The 16,034-nt window shown below is 73.8% G+C and carries 20 protein-coding genes; 14 read left to right on the top strand and 6 right to left on the bottom strand.

Annotated elements, in window-relative coordinates; translation table 11 throughout:
* Positions 1 to 10 precede the first annotated feature (10 nt).
* Genes GA0070604_RS00995 through GA0070604_RS00975 form a run of 5 tightly spaced genes read left to right on the top strand, consistent with a single transcriptional unit; the run spans position 11 to position 2,908 of the window.
* A complete protein-coding gene (locus tag GA0070604_RS00995; protein ID WP_091112595.1) occupies positions 11 to 220 on the top strand; it encodes a hypothetical protein in 210 nt (69 codons plus the stop codon).
* Entirely contained in the window at positions 220 to 708 is a 489-nt protein-coding gene (locus GA0070604_RS00990; protein WP_091126820.1) for a TadE/TadG family type IV pilus assembly protein, read from the top strand. Before GA0070604_RS00995 ends, GA0070604_RS00990 begins: the two co-directional genes overlap by 1 nt.
* Entirely contained in the window at positions 693 to 1,172 is a 480-nt protein-coding gene (locus GA0070604_RS00985; RefSeq protein WP_091112591.1) for a TadE/TadG family type IV pilus assembly protein, read from the top strand. The genes GA0070604_RS00990 and GA0070604_RS00985 overlap by 16 nt, the downstream gene beginning before the upstream one ends.
* Complete coding sequence (locus tag GA0070604_RS00980; protein WP_091112588.1) at positions 1,169 to 1,600, top strand: pilus assembly protein TadG-related protein; 432 nt, start codon at positions 1,169 to 1,171, stop codon at positions 1,598 to 1,600. Before GA0070604_RS00985 ends, GA0070604_RS00980 begins: the two co-directional genes overlap by 4 nt.
* Before the next feature lie 15 nt (positions 1,601 to 1,615).
* On the top strand, positions 1,616 to 2,908 hold the full coding sequence (locus GA0070604_RS00975; RefSeq protein ID WP_091112584.1) for a LysM peptidoglycan-binding domain-containing protein: 1,293 nt from the start codon (positions 1,616 to 1,618) through the stop codon (positions 2,906 to 2,908).
* 59 nt (positions 2,909 to 2,967) lie between these two features.
* Here the strand turns inward: GA0070604_RS00975 and GA0070604_RS00970 are convergent, their stop codons facing one another.
* From GA0070604_RS00970 to GA0070604_RS00960, 3 genes are all read right to left on the bottom strand, one after another.
* A complete protein-coding gene (locus GA0070604_RS00970) occupies positions 2,968 to 3,819 on the bottom strand; it encodes a Rieske (2Fe-2S) protein (RefSeq protein WP_244161703.1) in 852 nt (283 codons plus the stop codon).
* A gap of 110 nt (positions 3,820 to 3,929) precedes the next feature.
* Positions 3,930 to 4,178, bottom strand: coding sequence for a flavin reductase (locus GA0070604_RS00965; protein WP_091126819.1), 249 nt, complete (start codon positions 4,176 to 4,178; stop codon positions 3,930 to 3,932).
* Entirely contained in the window at positions 4,175 to 4,408 is a 234-nt protein-coding gene (locus GA0070604_RS00960) for a hypothetical protein (protein ID WP_091112577.1), read from the bottom strand. Before GA0070604_RS00960 ends, GA0070604_RS00965 begins: the two co-directional genes overlap by 4 nt.
* A gap of 197 nt (positions 4,409 to 4,605) precedes the next feature.
* Here GA0070604_RS00960 and GA0070604_RS00955 point away from each other — a divergent pair, with 197 nt between their 5' ends.
* The 4 genes from GA0070604_RS00955 to GA0070604_RS00940 all read left to right on the top strand — a co-directional run bounded on the left by GA0070604_RS00955 (position 4,606) and on the right by GA0070604_RS00940 (position 6,660).
* Complete coding sequence (locus GA0070604_RS00955; RefSeq protein ID WP_091112573.1) at positions 4,606 to 5,373, top strand: helix-turn-helix domain-containing protein; 768 nt, start codon at positions 4,606 to 4,608, stop codon at positions 5,371 to 5,373.
* Entirely contained in the window at positions 5,364 to 5,555 is a 192-nt protein-coding gene (locus GA0070604_RS00950; RefSeq protein WP_091112570.1) for a DUF397 domain-containing protein, read from the top strand. The genes GA0070604_RS00955 and GA0070604_RS00950 overlap by 10 nt, the downstream gene beginning before the upstream one ends.
* A gap of 83 nt (positions 5,556 to 5,638) precedes the next feature.
* Positions 5,639 to 5,830 (top strand): DUF397 domain-containing protein, encoded by a 192-nt coding sequence (locus GA0070604_RS00945; protein WP_091112566.1) that lies wholly within the window; start codon positions 5,639 to 5,641, stop codon positions 5,828 to 5,830.
* Positions 5,831 to 5,895: 65 nt separating this feature from the next.
* Positions 5,896 to 6,660: a crotonase/enoyl-CoA hydratase family protein gene (locus GA0070604_RS00940; RefSeq protein WP_091112563.1), complete on the top strand. Its 765-nt coding sequence runs from the start codon at positions 5,896 to 5,898 to the stop codon at positions 6,658 to 6,660.
* Positions 6,661 to 6,687: 27 nt separating this feature from the next.
* Here GA0070604_RS00940 and GA0070604_RS00935 read toward each other — a convergent pair whose 3' ends face one another.
* Complete coding sequence (locus GA0070604_RS00935; protein ID WP_091126818.1) at positions 6,688 to 7,266, bottom strand: TetR/AcrR family transcriptional regulator; 579 nt, start codon at positions 7,264 to 7,266, stop codon at positions 6,688 to 6,690.
* A 138-nt stretch (positions 7,267 to 7,404) separates the two neighbouring features.
* On the opposite strand from GA0070604_RS00935, the gene GA0070604_RS00930 reads away from it, so the two are divergent.
* Positions 7,405 to 8,982, top strand: coding sequence for a carboxylesterase/lipase family protein (locus GA0070604_RS00930; protein WP_091112560.1), 1,578 nt, complete (start codon positions 7,405 to 7,407; stop codon positions 8,980 to 8,982).
* A gap of 63 nt (positions 8,983 to 9,045) precedes the next feature.
* Here GA0070604_RS00930 and GA0070604_RS00925 read toward each other — a convergent pair whose 3' ends face one another.
* A complete protein-coding gene (locus tag GA0070604_RS00925; RefSeq protein WP_091112558.1) occupies positions 9,046 to 10,533 on the bottom strand; it encodes a dihydrolipoyl dehydrogenase family protein in 1,488 nt (495 codons plus the stop codon).
* 92 nt (positions 10,534 to 10,625) lie between these two features.
* Here GA0070604_RS00925 and GA0070604_RS00920 point away from each other — a divergent pair, with 92 nt between their 5' ends.
* The gene (locus GA0070604_RS00920) at positions 10,626 to 11,726 is read left to right on the top strand and encodes a serine hydrolase domain-containing protein (protein ID WP_091112552.1); all 1,101 of its coding nucleotides are present in this window, start codon (positions 10,626 to 10,628) and stop codon (positions 11,724 to 11,726) included.
* 20 nt (positions 11,727 to 11,746) lie between these two features.
* Here GA0070604_RS00920 and GA0070604_RS00915 read toward each other — a convergent pair whose 3' ends face one another.
* A complete protein-coding gene (locus GA0070604_RS00915; protein WP_091112548.1) occupies positions 11,747 to 12,688 on the bottom strand; it encodes a phytoene/squalene synthase family protein in 942 nt (313 codons plus the stop codon).
* 133 nt (positions 12,689 to 12,821) lie between these two features.
* Here GA0070604_RS00915 and crtI point away from each other — a divergent pair, with 133 nt between their 5' ends.
* The 3 genes from crtI to GA0070604_RS00900 are packed head-to-tail and all read left to right on the top strand — an operon-like array spanning position 12,822 to position 15,989.
* Positions 12,822 to 14,303 (top strand): phytoene desaturase family protein, encoded by a 1,482-nt coding sequence (crtI, locus tag GA0070604_RS00910; RefSeq protein WP_091112544.1) that lies wholly within the window; start codon positions 12,822 to 12,824, stop codon positions 14,301 to 14,303.
* A gap of 41 nt (positions 14,304 to 14,344) precedes the next feature.
* Complete coding sequence (gene idi / locus GA0070604_RS00905) at positions 14,345 to 15,004, top strand: isopentenyl-diphosphate Delta-isomerase (protein ID WP_091112539.1); 660 nt, start codon at positions 14,345 to 14,347, stop codon at positions 15,002 to 15,004.
* Positions 14,994 to 15,989, top strand: a complete 996-nt coding sequence (locus tag GA0070604_RS00900) for a MerR family transcriptional regulator (RefSeq protein WP_091112535.1) — start codon at positions 14,994 to 14,996, stop codon at positions 15,987 to 15,989. Before idi ends, GA0070604_RS00900 begins: the two co-directional genes overlap by 11 nt.
* Positions 15,990 to 16,034 lie beyond the last annotated feature (45 nt).

The raw sequence follows: 16,034 nt of genomic DNA, 5'->3' as shown, positions 1-16,034 counted from the left end.
GAGAACCCCGATGCGCCTCTACATCTACCTCTACGCCGCGGTGAGCAGCCGGCTGGCCGAGCTGCGGCGGGACCCCGAGCAGGGCGACAGCCCGGTGCCGACCGCGGTGATCATCTTCGGCCTGGTCGCCGTCGCCATGGCGGTCACCGGGCTCGCGCTGGCCAAGGCCAAGGACTGGATGGACGCCATTCCGGGCAACACGGCACCGAAGGCACCGTGATGCCCCGCCCCACCCGTACGGACCGGAGCCGGCCGGCAGCCGCCGACCGGGTCGCCGGTCTGCGCGGCCCGGGGCGGATCACGGCGGCCGTCCGTGGCCGGCTCGCCGAGGGTGGGGCGGAGCGGGGGGCCAACCCGGTCGAGCTGGCGGTGGTGATGCCGGCCATCCTGGTGCTGCTCTTCGGCTCGATCCAGCTCGCTGTCTGGTTCGTCGCCCGGTCGACCGCCCTCAACGCGGCGCAGAGCGGGGTCAACGCCCAGCGCGCGTACCAGGCTCCGCCGGGCGCGGGCCGGGACCGGGCCACCAGCTTCCTGCGTGCCGCCGGTGACTGGCTCGTCGACTGGCCGGCCCCCACCTGCACGACCAACGCCACCGCCACCGAGGTCACCTGCACGGTCACCGGCCGCAGCCTGTCGGTGATCCCGGGGGTCCACTTCCCGGTCCGGCAGACCGCGCACGGGCCGGTCGAACGCTGGACGGCGGGGTGAGTCCGGTGCGCGAACGGGGTTCCGTCTCGATCGAGGTCGCGGTGCTCGCCCCGGCCTTCATCGGGCTGATGGTGCTGGCCGGGGTCGCCGGGCGGACGGCGGTGGCCGCCGAGGCGGTGGAGTCGGCCGCGCATGACGCCGCCCGGGCCGCCTCGATCGCCCGGGACGCGCGTGCCGGCCGGGCCGCGGCCACCGACGCGGCTCAGCGCCAGCTCGACTGGTCGGGGCTGAACTGCGTCGCCCCGCCGGCACTGACCTTCCGTGGGTCGGTACGCGGGACGGCGACCACCTTCGCCAAGGCGTACGGCAGCGCGCCCGGGGTGCCGGCGACCGTCACGGTCACGGTGACCTGCACGGTCTCCTTCGCCGATCTGAGGGCACCGGGGCTGCCCGGAGTGCCGGGCAGCAGGAGGATCTCGGCGAGCTTCACGTCTCCGCTGGACAGTTACCGGAGCCGAGGATGACCGGTTGGCGTACGCCGGAAAGCGGCCGGGTGAGTCTCTTCCTCGCCGTGGCGATGACCGGCGTGCTCGCCATCATCGGCCTGGCGTACGACGGTGCCGGGCAGTTGCGGTCGTTGCAGCGCGCCGACAATCTCGCCGCCGAGGCGGCCCGCAGTGGTGGCCAGGTCATCGACCGGGCCCGGGCCATCGAGGGTGGCCCGAAGGAGATCGACGAGGCGGGTGCCCGGGTCGCGGTCGCGGACTACCTGCGCGCCGCCGGCGGGGTCAGCGGCCACCAGGTGAGCTTCCCGGTGGTCGGCGGCGAGAAGCAGATCCGGGTACGGGTGCGCGTCACCTACCGCCGGGACCTGCTCGGCCTCTTCGGCTTCAAGAACTCCGTCACCGTCACCGGTGAGGCCACCGCACGGGCGCTCACCGGGGCACCGTAGGAAGGGAAGGCAGCCATGGCCGCACCCCGAAGCTCCGCCGTCCGGCGGACCGGCCAGGTCCTCACCGGGTTCGGCGCCCTCGTCGTGCTCTGCGCGGTGCTGGCCGGCGGGCCGATCGCCCTCCTCGCTTTCGCCGGCAATCCCCTCCCCGACCATCTGCCCACCCTTGCCGAGCTGGGTACGGCGCTGACCAGCCGGGACGACGGGCAACTCTTCCTGCGGGTGCTGGCCGTGGTGGGCTGGTTCGGCTGGGCGACGTTCGCCTTCTCCGTACTGGTGGAACTGCTGGCGGCGGCGCTGCGCCGGCCGGCCCCCCGGCTGCCCGGGATGAGCCGGCAGCAGCGGGCGGCGGCCGCGTTGGTCGGCTCGGTGGCGCTGATCCTGGCGGCGAGCCCGGCCGCGGCGAGCGCCGCCACCCTGGCCGCACCACACCCGGCCGCCGCCCCTGCGGTCGGTGCCACGGCGGTCGGTTCGACCGTGGTCGCCGCCCCGGCGGTACGGGTCGCCGCGTCGCCGGTCCAAGCCGGATCGGTCCCGCTCCAGGCCGAACCCGTCTCGGCGGTGGCCGACCCGGCCGTGTACCGGGTGGCGAAGGGCGACTATCTCGGCGAGGTGGCCGAGCGTTACCTGGACGACTTCGAGCGCTATCGGGAGGTGGCCCGGTTGAACCGGCTCGCCGACCCGGATCGGATCCGCCCGGGCCAGCTACTCAAACTGCCTGAGGGGGCGGTGGACGACGGGGCGCGCCGGCACGCCACCGGGCGACTGGTCGGCACGCCGCCGGCCCATCCGGTGCCCGCTCCGCGCACGCCGGCTACCCGCCCCGCCGTGCCCGGCGGCGCAGGCACGACAACACCTGGCGTGACGGCACCCGACACGACGGCTCCGGGCAAGACGACGCCAGGCGCGACAACACCGGGCACGACGGGCATCGCGGCACCGGGCCGAGGGGTCGAGGCGATGGGTCCGGCGCCCACGGTGAAGCCGTCCCTGCGGTCTCCTTCGCCGAGGCCGCCCTCGCAGGCTTCCACGCCGAGGCCGTCCGCACAGACGACCACGCCGATGCCGTCGTCGCAGGTGACCGGCGCTCCAAGGCCGGCCGCAGTGGTGGAACCGGCTGGGCAGCCACCGGCGCTGGCGGCCGGCGCGTCCCGGCCCACCGTCGAGGACCGGATCAACCGGCCACTGGCGATCTCGGCGGTGCTGGCCGTGGCGAGCATCGTCGGCGCCCAGATAGGTGCCGTCCTCGGCCTCCGCCGACGCCCAACCCCCGAGGCGCTACCGACCGGTCGCCACCGCAAACCCTGATCACTGCCGACCTCGGCCCCTCCAGGGGCCACTTCCTACCAACATCTCGGGAGGGGAACTCAGGGGAGGCGGGCTTCGAGGCGGCCGTTGACCACCCGGCTCGGCAGGATCACCTGATCGTTGGCGGCGGGGCCGTGCACCACCTCGCCGCCGTTGAGGCGGAACGTGCTGCCGTGCCACGGGCACACCACGCAGTCGTGGCCGTCGACCTGCTGCACCTGGCCCTCGCCGAGCGGGCCGCTCTGGTGGGGGCAGCGCTCCAGCATCACGGTGACGTCGTCGCCGTGCCGGTAGAGGATCACCGACACGTCGTCGATCTCCCGGGTGACGAGTTGCCGCTGCGGCAGCGTGGACATGTCCCCCAGCGGGTGCCAGCCCTCACTCATCCGGTGCATCTCGGAGATGCTCTGGCTGACCTGCGCCCCCTGCTTGTACGCGAGGTGCCCGCCCAGGTACGCCCCGCCGCTGGCCGCCGAGAGCCCGAGGTACGCCAGCGCCCGGCCCGTCCCGTGCCGGCCGTTGCGCCGGGCGATCAGCGAGCCGGTGTAGCAGGCCAGACCGATCACGTTCGCGGTGGCGTGCACCAGACCGACCCGGCGCTGGTCGCGGGAGAGGGCCGCCCAGTCGTTGAGCCCGGCGACGGCGGCCGGCAGGGCGCTCAGCGTGCCGATCCTGATCAGGGTGGTCGCGGCCCGGCGTTGACCGGGCATCAGGTCCAGCACCGCGGCGCTGATCCAGGCACCGACGGGCACCTGCACCATCGCCGGGTGCAGTGGGTGCCCCAACCAGACGCCGTGCAGGAAGTCCCGGACCCGCTGGCCGCGCAGGGTGCCCTGGACGGCCCGCTGGAGCCGGTCGCCGATCCGGTCGAGCCGGGATGCCTGTTCGAGGTTGTTCACAAATCCGCGCACGGTGTCCGACTTCCCGGCAGGCAAGGGGTCAAACCGGGCGGCCCCCACGAATCACCCCATCGGGTGGCTCGGCCCCTGCTGGTGTCAGCCGCCGGTGGGGTCATGGCCAGTCAGCGGGCGCGGGCCCAGGACAGGAAGCGGTCGGTCAGATCCGCCGGTGCGCCGTGCCCGTTGAGCTGCGACAACTGCGCGCCGGCCTCGGCCATCAGGGTGCTCAGGTAGACCAGCAGCGCGGTCCGGTCGGCCCGGTACTCGACCAGCAGGGCGAGCCGGGCCGGTTGGCAGGGCCATTCCGCGCCGCAGCGCCGGCACCGCCACAGTGGACGCATCGGCAGGTGCGGCCGGGACGCCCGGCTCATCGCGCGCCGCCGTTCCGCCGCCATCCGCCGGCCCGCCACCGCTGCGCCGGCGTGAGGTTGCCCGCGCGCCCCGGCTCGTCGGTGGGGAAGACGTCCGTCGGTTGGCTCGCCCACGTCGGCTGCTCGTTCTTGACGATCCACTGCCGGGGTACGCGGAGCCCCGCCTCGGGCCGCTGCCGGGGTACGCGGAGCGCCGCCTCGGGTCGCTGCCGCCAGAACCGGATACGCATGTCTCTCCCTCCGTCACCGATGGATGGGCCGCCCCGACGTCGTTGGCGGGGCGGCCCGCGCTGGACGCTGACCGCCGGGCTCCTTCGCCTCCACCGGCCGCGCCGTCCTACGCGACACGCTGCCGAGGGTGGCCGGACAGGTACACCGCGTAGCGATATGGTCGGCAGATATTCGAGACGTCCAATGGGGAGGGACCGTGAACGACGCGCTACGGGTGGCGCTCGACGAGACCGGGTACACCACCGAGTCGCTTGCCGAACGGGTGGGCGTGGACCCGAAGACGGTGGGCCGCTGGCTGAGCGAGAATCGCATCCCGCATGCCCGGCATCGGGTGGCGGCGGCCGAGGCGCTCGGCCGGGACGTGGGGGACATCTGGCCCGACACTTCGAGACGTCGTGACCCGGTCTGGTTCCGTCCCTGGCAGGAGATCGAGCGCGAGGCGGTGGCGCTGCGTTCTTATCAGTCCGTGGTGCTGCCGGGCCTGTTGCAGACCGAGGCGTATGCCCGGGCGGTGCTCACCGGGGCCGGCATGCTCCCCCGGGCCGACATCGAGCGGCACGTCACGACCCGGCTCACCCGCCAGGGTGTGCTGCGGCGCGACGACCCGCCCCAGTTCACCGCCGTGATCGACGAGGGGATCCTCCGCCGGCCCGTCGGCGGCCGGGAGACCATGCGCGAGCAGTTGCTCTCCCTGGTGGCCGCCTGCGCGGAGCCGCATGTCCGGGTGCACGTCGTGCCGTCCCCGGTCGGCGCCTACGCCGGGCTGAACGGCCCGTTCGTGCTCGCCACCTGCCCGGATCATCGGATCGCCGGCTACCTCGACAACCAGCTTGAGGGACAAGTGGTTAGCGATGTCGATGACCTGGCGGCGATAATGGCCGCCTGGGAGAACGTGCGCGGCGAGGCGCTCTCCCACTGGCAGTCGGTCGATCTAATCAGGGAAGTGGCGGAGACATGGAGCTGACGGACGCCCGGTGGCGCAAGAGCAGCCGCAGCAGCGGCAACGGTGGCGACTGTGTCGAGGTCGCCGACAACCTCCCCGGCCTGGTCGCCGTCCGCGACTCCAAGGACCCGACCGGCCCCACCCTCACCTTCACCCCCGCCGCCTGGCGCACCTTCCTCACCCAACCGCCCACCCGCGCCTGACCCGACCTTCAGCGGCCCACCGGAGCGCGGGCCACGGCGCGCGATCCGGCAGAGCGGCCACACGTCACGAGAGGCACAGGGGCATGGACCTGACCCGCGCCCGATGGCGCAAGAGCAGCCGCAGCAGCGGCAACGGCGGCAACTGCGTCGAGGTCGCCGACAACCTCCCCGGCCTGGTCGCCGTCCGCGACTCCAAGGACCCGACCGGCCCCACCCTCACCTTCACCCCCACCGCCTGGCGCACCTTCCTCACCCAACCACCCACCCGCACCTGACCCGGGCCGCGCGGCACCGCGCCGATCCCCTGGCGCGGTGCCGCCGCCGAGGGCATGCTGACCCGATGGGGGTACGCGTCGAGCACGCCGGGCCGGTGACCACGGTGATCATGGATCGGCCGGAGGCCCGCAACGCCGTCGACGGCCCGACCGCTCGGGCCCTGGCGGACGCGTTCCGCGCGTTCGAGGCCGACCCGGACGCGGCGGTCGCCGTGCTCTGGGGTGCTGGCGGCACGTTCTGCTCGGGAGCCGACCTCAAGGCCATCGGTACGCCCCGAGGCAACCGGGTCGAACCGGAGGGCGACGGCCCGATGGGGCCGACCCGGATGCGCCTGTCCAAGCCGGTGCTCGCCGCGATCTCCGGGTACGCCGTGGCCGGCGGCCTCGAACTGGCGCTCTGGTGTGACCTGCGGATCGCCGAGTCGGACGCGACGCTCGGGGTGTTCTGCCGGCGCTGGGGCGTACCACTGATCGACGGCGGGACGGTCCGGCTGCCGCGACTGATCGGCGAGAGCCGGGCCATGGACCTGATCCTCACCGGCCGGCCGGTGCCCGCCGATGAGGCGTACGCGATGGGCCTGGTCAACCGGCTGGTCGAGCCGGGTACGGCCCGGGCGGAGGCCGAGCGGCTGGCCGCCGAGATCGCCCGGCACCCGCGGACCTGCCTGCGCAATGACCGGGCGGCGCTGCTCTCGGGCGTCGGCCTGCCCGAGCCGGAGGCGATGGCCACCGAGCTGGCCTTCGGCATGGAGTCCCTGATCACCGACGGGGTGAAGGGAGCCAACCGGTTCACCGCCGGCGCGGGCCGGCACGGCACCGCGCCCGAGTGACGGCGCGAGGCGGGGAAGGGCCGGCCGTCAACCAGTGATCTTCGCCAGCGCGCGCAGCCCGGCGACCACGTCGGCGCCGGTGACGGGGTTGTCGGGGTCGGAGAGCGTCTGCATGATCACGCCGGACATCAGCGCGAGCTGGACCATGCCGAGCGTGCGTACGGACCGTTCCGACACCTCGGTCTCGGGGACGCTCTCCAGGATCGCCGCCGTGCCGCTGCGTCCCTGCCGCATGCCCTCGGTGAGCTGAGGCAGCAGGTCGGGCTGCCGCTGCGCCCGCAGGAACAGGTCGACGGAGACGAGCCACATCTTCGGGTGGGTACGAGCCTGCGCGAGGAGTTCGTCCCACATCCGCTCGTACGCCTCGGCGGGGTTCGTGTCGGGCTCGTCGGCGGGGACGAGCGCACGCCCGGCGACGTCACCCCACTCGTCGAGGATCGAGAACAGGGCCTGGAACAGCAGGTTCTCCCGCGAACCGAAGTGGTAGCCGATCGCGGCCATGCTGACCCCCGCCGTGGTGGCGATGTCGCGCACGGTGGTGCGGTCGAAGCCCTTGTCGAGCAGGCAGGTCCTGGCCCCGGCGAGGAGCGCTTCGCGGTTTCCCATGGTCGGCATGGTAGCAACCCGTTGAGCAAGTGTCTCAGGCGATCGCCTTAGGCAATCGTCTTGCGCGATCGCCCAAATCTGATCTACGGTTCCCGGCACGACCACTTCCGGTCCCCGTCCACCGACAGGAGAGCCACCATGGACACCCCCGGCCGATTTCGGAAGCGCACCCTCGGGTGCCTTGCCGCCGCCGCGCTGGCCGCCACCGCGATCGGCGTCGTCCCGCCGGCCGTCGCCGCACCCGGCGACCCCGCCGTCGTCACCACGGACAAGGGCGCGGTCCGCGGCACCGTCCACGGTGGCCTCCGCTCGTTCCAGGGCATCCCGTACGCCGCTCCGCCCGGCCGCTGGACCTCACCCGAGCCCACCGCACCCTGGTCCGGCGTACGCGACGCCACCCGCCCGGGCCCGGCCTGCGCGCAGCCGGTCGGCCTGCCCATCGGCGTGCCCAGCGAGGCGGAGGACTGCCTGTATCTGAACGTCACCACGCCCGGCCGCAAGGGCGACGACCTGCCAGTGATCGTCTGGATCCACGGCGGCAGCATGATGTTCGGCACCGGCGACATGTACGGGCCGGACCGCCTCGCCGCCAACGCGGTCGTGGTGTCGATGAACTACCGCCTCGGCGTCATGGCCTTCCTCACCCACCCGTCGCTCGACGGCGGCTCGGCGTACGGCTCGGGCAGCTTGGCCCTCGAAGACCAGCAGGCCGCGCTGCGCTGGGTGCGGGCCAACATCGCCCGGTTCGGCGGCGACGCCGACAACGTCACGATCATGGGCCAGTCCGGCGGCGGGTACGCGGTCTGCGACCACCTCGCCTCACCGATGTCGGCGGGCCTGTTCGACCGCGCGATCATCCAGAGCGCGCCCTGCGCCACCGGCGGCGCCCGCACCCGCGCCGAGGCGGAGGCCGACAGTGCCGGCGTGATCAAGGCCGTCGGCTGCGACGACGCCGCCGACGTGGCCGCCTGCCTGCGGTCGTCCGAGACCACCGTCGCCGACCTGCTGGCCGCGTACGGGCCGTGGGGCGAGCCGCGCCCGGTGTCCGGCACGCCGCTGCTGCCGCTGAGCCCGGCCGAGGCGTTCCGCACCGGCCGGTTCCACCGCGTCCCCGTGCTCGTCGGCGTGAACCACGACGAGGAGAACGGCCGGTACGCCGGGCTGGAACTCAACTCGGGTGGGACGCCGATCCCGGCGGAGGGCTACGAGCCGGCGGTCCGCGAGGAGTACGGCACCGACGCCGACGCGATCCTGGCCCACTATCCCCTGTCCGGCCACGACAACTCCGCCGGGCTGGCCCTGTCGACCATCGGAACCGACCGGAACTGGGCGACGCCGACCTACGACACCGCGAAACTGCTGTCGAGGTGGACGAGGACGTACATGTTCGAGTTCGCCGAGGAGCAGACGCCGTGGTACGTGGGCTACGGCGAGCCGAGCTTCCCGTGGCGGGCGCAGCACATGGCCGAGCTGGCGTACCTGTTCGACATGGATCTCTTCGTGCCGCGGACGCGGCAGCAGGACCGGCTCGCCGATCGGATGATCGGCGGGTGGACCCGGTTCGCGGAGGACGGCGACCCGAACGGCGGCGGGGACGGCGGCTGGCAGCGGTTCACCGAGCGACGCCCGCACGTGCAGTCGCTGACCTCCGGGCGCTGGCAGTCGACTGAGTTCATCCGCGACCACCAGTACGCGTTCTGGTCCAGCCTGAGCTGACCCGACATCTCACGCGGAGGCCCCGGCGCATGCGCGCCGGGGCCTCCGGCGGTTACCGCGTAACTACTCACGCAGGTTGCGCAGCGCGTCCTCGATCGCTCGGTGGAAGGTCGGGTACGCATAGATCATGTGCCGGAGCTGGCTGACGGGGACCGCCGCGTGCACCGCCACCACCAGCCCGGACAGCACCTCGCCACCGGCCGGGCCGACCGAGGTCGCACCGATCAGGACGCCCTGGTCGGCGTCGGCGACCAGCTTGACGAAGCCCGCGTTGCCGGCCTTGTGGATCCAGCCCCGGGCGGAGGCGGTCAGGTCCGCGTACCCGACCTGGACGTTGACGCCGCGCTCGCGGGCCTGCTGCTCGGTGAGGCCGACCGCGCCCACCTCGGGGTCGGTGAAGGTGACCCGGGGCAATGCCCGGTAGTCGGCGTGCGGGACGCTGCCCGGCGCGGCGGTCGACCCGCCGGCGCTCATCGCCCCGCCGACCGCGCTGACCACCCCGGCCGCGCCACCGACCACACTGGCGGTGCCGCTGGCGTCCGGGCCGCCCCTGGTCCGTCGCATGTGGTCGAGCACGTCGGCGACGACGATCGCCGCCTGGTACATGGCGATGTGGGTGAACGCGCCCTCGCCGGTCAGGTCGCCGACCGCCCAGATCCCCTCGGTGACGTGCATCCGCCCGTCAACCGGCAGGTAGCGCTGGGCGGCGTCCACGCCGACGGTGTCCAGCCCCAACTCTTCCAGGTGCGCCTTGCGACCGGTCACCACCAGCAGTTTCTCGCCGGTGAACGTGCTGCCGTCCGCCTGCACCGTGAACGTGGTGCCGTCGTGGCTGACCCGCCGCGCCCGTACCCCGGTCTCGATCCGTACCCCGTCGGCGCGCAGCGCCGTGGCGGCCGCCTCGGACGCCTCCGGCTCCTCGATGGCGAGCACCCGGTCGGCCGCCTCGATCACGGTCACCCGTACGCCGAACCGGGCGAAGACCTGCGCCAGCTCCAGCCCGATCGCGCCCCCACCCAGCACCAGCAGCGACTCCGGCAGTTCCTCGACCTCGATGGCCTGATGGTTGGTCCAGTACGGGGTGTCGGCCAGACCGTCGATCGGCGGGATCGAGGGGCGGGTGCCGGTGCCCAGCACGATCCCGTACCGGGCCTGGAAGACCTGGTCGCCGACGCGTACCCGGTCCGGGCCGTCTAGCCGGCCACTGCCCCGGACGAACCGGCCGCCCTTGCCGGTGAACCGCTCGACCGCCACCCGGTCGTCCCAGGTGTCGGTGGCCTCCTCACGGATGCGTTTGGCCACCGGCGCCCAGTCCGGCCGGACCTGCGCGGAACCGGCCAGGTCATTGACCCGGTGCGCCTCGGCCAGGGCGTTCGCCGCCCGGATCATCATCTTGCTCGGCACACAGCCCCAGTAGGGGCACTCGCCGCCGACCAGCTCCCGCTCGATCCCGACGACCGTGAGGCCAGCCTCGGCGAGCCGCCCGGCCACCTCCTCGCCGCCGACGCCGAGCCCGACCACGACCACGTCCACCAGTTCCGGCTCCGCCATCCCGCCAGCATTCCGCACCCCGGCGTACGTCGCGACCCGGCCGCGCCGGAATTCCCGCGCCGGCCCCCGGACCGACCACCTACCGTGGCCGGGTGCACGCGCGCTTCGCCCCGGTCCGGGACTGCTTCCACGACCTGTTCGCCGCCGGCCGGGAGACCGGCGCGGCCCTGACCATCCGGTACGACGGTGAGCCGGTGGTCGACCTGGTCGGCGGGACCCGCTCGGCGGTCGCGCCCGGCGCGGTCGTACCGGCGGCAGCGGCCACCGACCCGTGGCGACCGGACACCCTCGTCAACGTCTATTCGGTCGGCAAGCCGGTGGCCGCGCTCTGCCTGCTCATGCTCGTCGACCGGGGGCGGGTCGACCTCGACGCGCCGGTCTCCGCGTACTGGCCGGAGTTCCGCACCCCGGCCACCGTGCGGCAGGTGCTCAGCCACACCGCGGGGCTGCCGGCGTTTCCGGTGCCCCGGCCCGCCGAGGCGGTCGCCGACTGGACGCTGCTCTGCGCCGACCTGGCCACCGCCGCGCCCGAGTGGACGCCGGGCAGCGTCGCGGGCGAGCACGCCTGGACGTACGGGCACCTGGTGGGCGAGCTGGTCCGCCGGGTGGACGGGCGGCCGGTGGGGCGGTTCCTGGCCGAGGAGATCGCCGGGCCGTGGCGCCTCGACCTGGGCTTCGGCCTCGGCCCGGCCGACCAGCGGCGCTGCGCCGACCTGTCGTACGCCGATCCCGACTGGCCGACCCGGATGCTGGGCGAGCCGGGGTCGCTGCGGGCCCGGGCACTCGGCAACCCGGCCGGCGGCCTGGACCTGGCCGTGGTGAACAGCCCACTCTGGCGGGGCGCCGAGGTGCCGGCGGTGAACCTGCACGCCACGGCCACCGCCCTGGCCCGCTTTTACGCGGGCCTGCTCGCCGGCGGCACCCTCGACGGGGTACGCCTGCTCGCTCCGGAACTGGTCGCCGAGGCGACCCGGGTGCAGTACGACGGGCCGGACCTGGTGCTGGACCGGCGGGCGTACTGGACGCTGGGCATGCAGTGGGAGCCGGACGGGAGCTGGGGCATGGGCGGGATCGGCGGGAGCAGCGCCTGGGCGGATCCGGAGCGCGGCTACACCCTCGCGTACGTGACGTCCCGCCTGGCCGACCACGATCGGCTGGACGAACTGGTCGATGCCCTGCACTCCTGCCTCTGACGTAAGTTAGGAGGGGGCCCCTATACAACGCCAGGCGTTAATAAGGGGCCCTTCCTTTCGACCGGGCCGGGGACCGCGACCGGCGTGCCGGCCGGGGTGAGCAGGGACCGCGCGGCCACCGCCAGCCGCCGCGGCCCGGGTACGCGGGCCCGCCGCACGAAGACGTCGTAGTCCTGGGCGGCCACCTCGTCCAGGATCCCGCCGTAGAGCGCGTACGCGGTGCGCATGCAGGACTGTGAGGCGGCGGTCAGCAGTGGGATGCCCGGCGCGGCGGCCGCGTAGTGGGCCTGGGCGCGGGTCACCTCGTACTCGACCAGCTCGCGGATCTTCGGGGTGGCGTACCCGGCCGCCCGGGCCGCGAACAGGTCGTCCCGGGTGACGTCGAACCGGGCCAGGTCCTCGTCGGGCAGGTACGTCCGACCCCGGCCCAGGTCCTCGGCCACGTCCCGGATGAAGTTGGTGAGCTGGAACGCCAGGCCGAGCTGGCGGGCCGGCTCCCGGGCGGCGGCCGGGTCGGAACTGCCCAGGATCGGCAGCATCATGGTGCCGATGACGGCGGCCGAGCCCTCCATGTAGTCGAGCAGGTCGGCGTAGGTCGGGTAGGACGCGACCGTCAGGTCCATCGCCATGCTGCGCAGGAACGACGTGAAGTCGGCGTGGTCCAGGTCGAAGACGGCGATGGTGTGCAGCACCGCCGGGAGCAGCGGGTCGTCGACCGGTTCACCGTGCAGCCCGGCGGCGAGGCGGGCGGACCACTCCCGCAGCCGGGCGGCGCGCTCGGCCGGCGGCAACTCCTCGGTCCGGTCGACGATCTCGTCGGCGTAGCGGGTGAATCCGTACAACGCGTGAACATGCCGCCGTTTCCATGCGGGCAGCAAACTTGTCGCGAGATAGTAGGTCCGGCCGTGGCGTCGGTGCAGCTCGCGGCAGCGGTCGTAGGCAGCCGTGAGATCGGTGTCCACCGGGCTTCCCCCCAGATTCGACGCAGCAATCGACGCAATTCGTAACCCTAAGGTACGCTCGCCCCCATTGGCCAACGGCGCGGTCACGCTGAGGCGCTCCGCACCGCGCTGGCCCTGGTGAGGAGGTGGTCCCGTGCGGATCGTGACCGGACGCACGGACCGGGTGGTCGTCGTCGGCGCCGGCCTGGGCGGGTTGGCCTGTGCACTGCACCTGGCCGGCAGCGGCCGGCAGGTGACCGTCCTGGAACGGGAGGCGGCACCGGGCGGGCGGGCCGGCCGGCTCAGCGTCGACGGGTACGAGTTCGACACCGGCCCCACCGTGCTCACCATGCCCGACCTGATCGCCGAGGCGCTCGCCGCGGTCGGCGAGGAGCTGACCGACTGGCTCGACCTGACCCCGCTGGACCCGGCGTACCGGGCGTACTACCCGGACGGGTCGACGCTGGACGTGATCACGGACACCACCCGGATGGCGGCCGAGATCGCCCGGGTCTGCGGCCCCCGCGAGGCCGACGGTTACCTGCGGTTCGTCGACTACGCCCGCGACCTGTGGCGCTGGGAGCGGGCCGACTTCATCGAACGCAACCTGGACGCGCCGACCGACCTGCTCACCGCCAACCTGGTCAAGCTGCTGGCCAACGGGGCGTTCCGGCGACTTCAAACGAAGATCAACCAGTTTTTCCGCGACCCGCGTACCCAGCGGATCTTCTCCTTCCAGGCCATGTACGCCGGCCTCGCGCCACACGACGCGCTGGCCATCTACGCGGTCATCGCGTACCTCGACTCGGTGGCCGGGGTGTCCTTCCCGCGCGGCGGCGTCCACGCGGTCTCCCGGGCGATGGCCGGCGCGGCGGAGAAGCACGGCGTGCAGCTCCGGTACGGCACCACGGTGACCCGGGTGGAGACGGCCAACGGCCGGGCCACCGGCGTGGTGACCGCCGACGGCGAGTTCGTCCCCGCGGACGTCGTGGTGCTCAACCCGGACCTGCCGGTCGCCTACCGGGACCTGCTACCCGCCGGGCGGCAGCGCCGGCTCACCTACTCGCCCTCCTGCGTGGTGCTGCACGTCGGGTCGACGCAGGGCTATTCGCGGATCGCCCACCACAACATCCACTTCGGGCGGTCCTGGCGGGGCACGTTCGACCAGGTGATCCGGCGCGGCGAGCTGATGACAGACCCTTCGCTGCTGGTGACGAACCCGAGCCGGACCGACCCCGCGGTCGCCCCGGCCGGACGGCACACCTACTACGTGCTCGCCCCGGTGCCGAACCTCGACCGGGCGCCGTTGCCCTGGCGGGGCGACCTGACCCGCCACTACGCCGACCAGCTCGTCGAGACGCTTGAGGAGCGGGGCTACGTCGGCTTCGGCGACGGCGTCGAAGTGCTGCGTACGGTCAGCCCGGCCGACTGGGCGGAGCAGGGCATGGCCGCCGGCACCCCGTTCGCCGCCGCACACAGCTTCTGGCAGACCGGGCCGTTCCGCCCGTCGAACCTGCACCGGACGCTCGGCAACGTGGTCTTCGTCGGCTCCGGCACGCAGCCCGGGGTGGGCGTGCCGATGGTGCTGATCAGCGGCAAGCTGGCCGCCTCGCGGATCACCGGGGCCACCCGATGAGCGCCGCGGAGCAACGCGATCCCGAAGGAAGGGCCGATGCCGTGACCTCCCGCGAAGGGCATCTGGTCGAGCTGGTCGACGACGCCGGGCAGGTGCTGGGTGAGGACACCGTGGCCGCCGCCCACCGGCCGCCGGGCCGGCTGCACCGCGCGTTCTCGGTGCTACTGGTCGACCCGGACGGGCGGATCCTGCTCCAGCAGCGGGCCGCCGTGAAGACCCGCTTCCCGCTGCGCTGGGCCAACTCCTGCTGCGGCCACCCGCTGCCGGGTCAGCCGCTGGCCGAGGCCGCCAACCGCCGGCTGGCCGAGGAGCTGGGCGTCGCCCCCGTCGACCTCACCGAGGTCGGGGTGCACCGCTACCGCGCCGAGGACCCGACCACCGGCCGCGTCGAGTTCGAGTACGACCACGTACTGCGCGCCGACGTGCCGGCCGACCTGCCCACCCGGCCGGACCCGGCCGAGGTCGCCACCCTGCGCTGGGTCGACCCGCGCGAACTGGCGGCCGACCTCGACGTCACCCCCGAGGCGTACGCGCCGTGGCTGCGCGGGGTGGTGGACCGGCTGCTGCGTCCGACAGTTCCCGCCGCCGACAGGTCCGGCGCGCCCCCGGCCGGCAGGACCTCGGGCGACGCCGTCTCGGCCGGGGTGATCTCGTCCGGCGTGCCGGCCGATGAGGCTCCGGAGCGGCCGGGTGGCCGATGAGGCGCTGAGCGCGGGTGCCGTCGCGCGCACGCTGGGCATCGCGGTCACCACGCTGCGCACCTGGCACCAGCGCTACGGTCTCGGCCCCAGCGGGCACGTACCGGGGCAGCACCGGCGCTACACCTCTACCGACCTCTCCCGTCTGGAGATCATGCGGCGGCTCACCGCGGAGGGGGTGAACCCCGCGGAGGCCGCCCGCTGGGCCCGGCGGATGCCGGCACCGGCCGCAACCGAGCGTCCCGACACCGGCAGGGCGACGGACGAGACGGTCGCGATCACCGCTGCGGCCGGCCGGTCGACCCGGCCGGACGGCACCCGGGCCGGCGGCGGGACGACCATCCCGGTCGGCCGGGCCGGACCGGCCGCCCGCGGGCTGGCCCGCGCCGCGATGCGGCTGGACTCGGCGGCCATCGGCGAGACGATCGCGCACGCGCTCGCCGCCGACGGTGTGGTGGCGACCTGGGACGCGCTGCTCCGGCCGGTGCTCGCCGGGATCGGCGAACGGCACGCCGTCACCGCCGGGCTGATCGAGGTGGAGCATCTGCTGTCCCGGTGCGTGTCCGAGGCGTTCGCCACGGCGGCCCGGGCACGCCCGGCCGTCGGGCCGGCCCGGATCCTGCTCTCCTGCGCCGACGAGGAGCAGCACACGCTGCCGCTGGAGGCGTTGGGTGCCGCCCTCACCGAGTCGGGGGTGAGCTATCGCATGCTGGGCGCCCGGGTGCCCGTACCGGCACTGGTCGAGGCGGTCACCCGGACCGGGCCGGCGGCCGTCGTACTCTGGTCGCACACCCGGGAGACCGCCGACCCGGATCAGCTCTCCGCACTGCTCGCCGTCCCCCGCCGCCCCCTGCTGGTGCTCGCCGCCGGGCCGGGTTGGCAGGCCGACGCGCTGCCGGCCGGCGTGGTCCGGCCGGTGGACCTCGCCGAGGCGGTCTCGCTGGCGGTGGCCGTACGCGACTCGCAGGGTCCCTCGCCGACGGCCTGACCACCTCTCCCGCTTTTGACCCGCTTCGACTACCGTCGGGAAGTC

It is taken from the genome of Micromonospora eburnea, from assembly GCF_900090225.1.
In the GTDB taxonomy this organism is placed as follows: domain Bacteria; phylum Actinomycetota; class Actinomycetes; order Mycobacteriales; family Micromonosporaceae; genus Micromonospora; species Micromonospora eburnea.
This window is presented reverse-complemented; position numbering and strand designations above follow the sequence as displayed.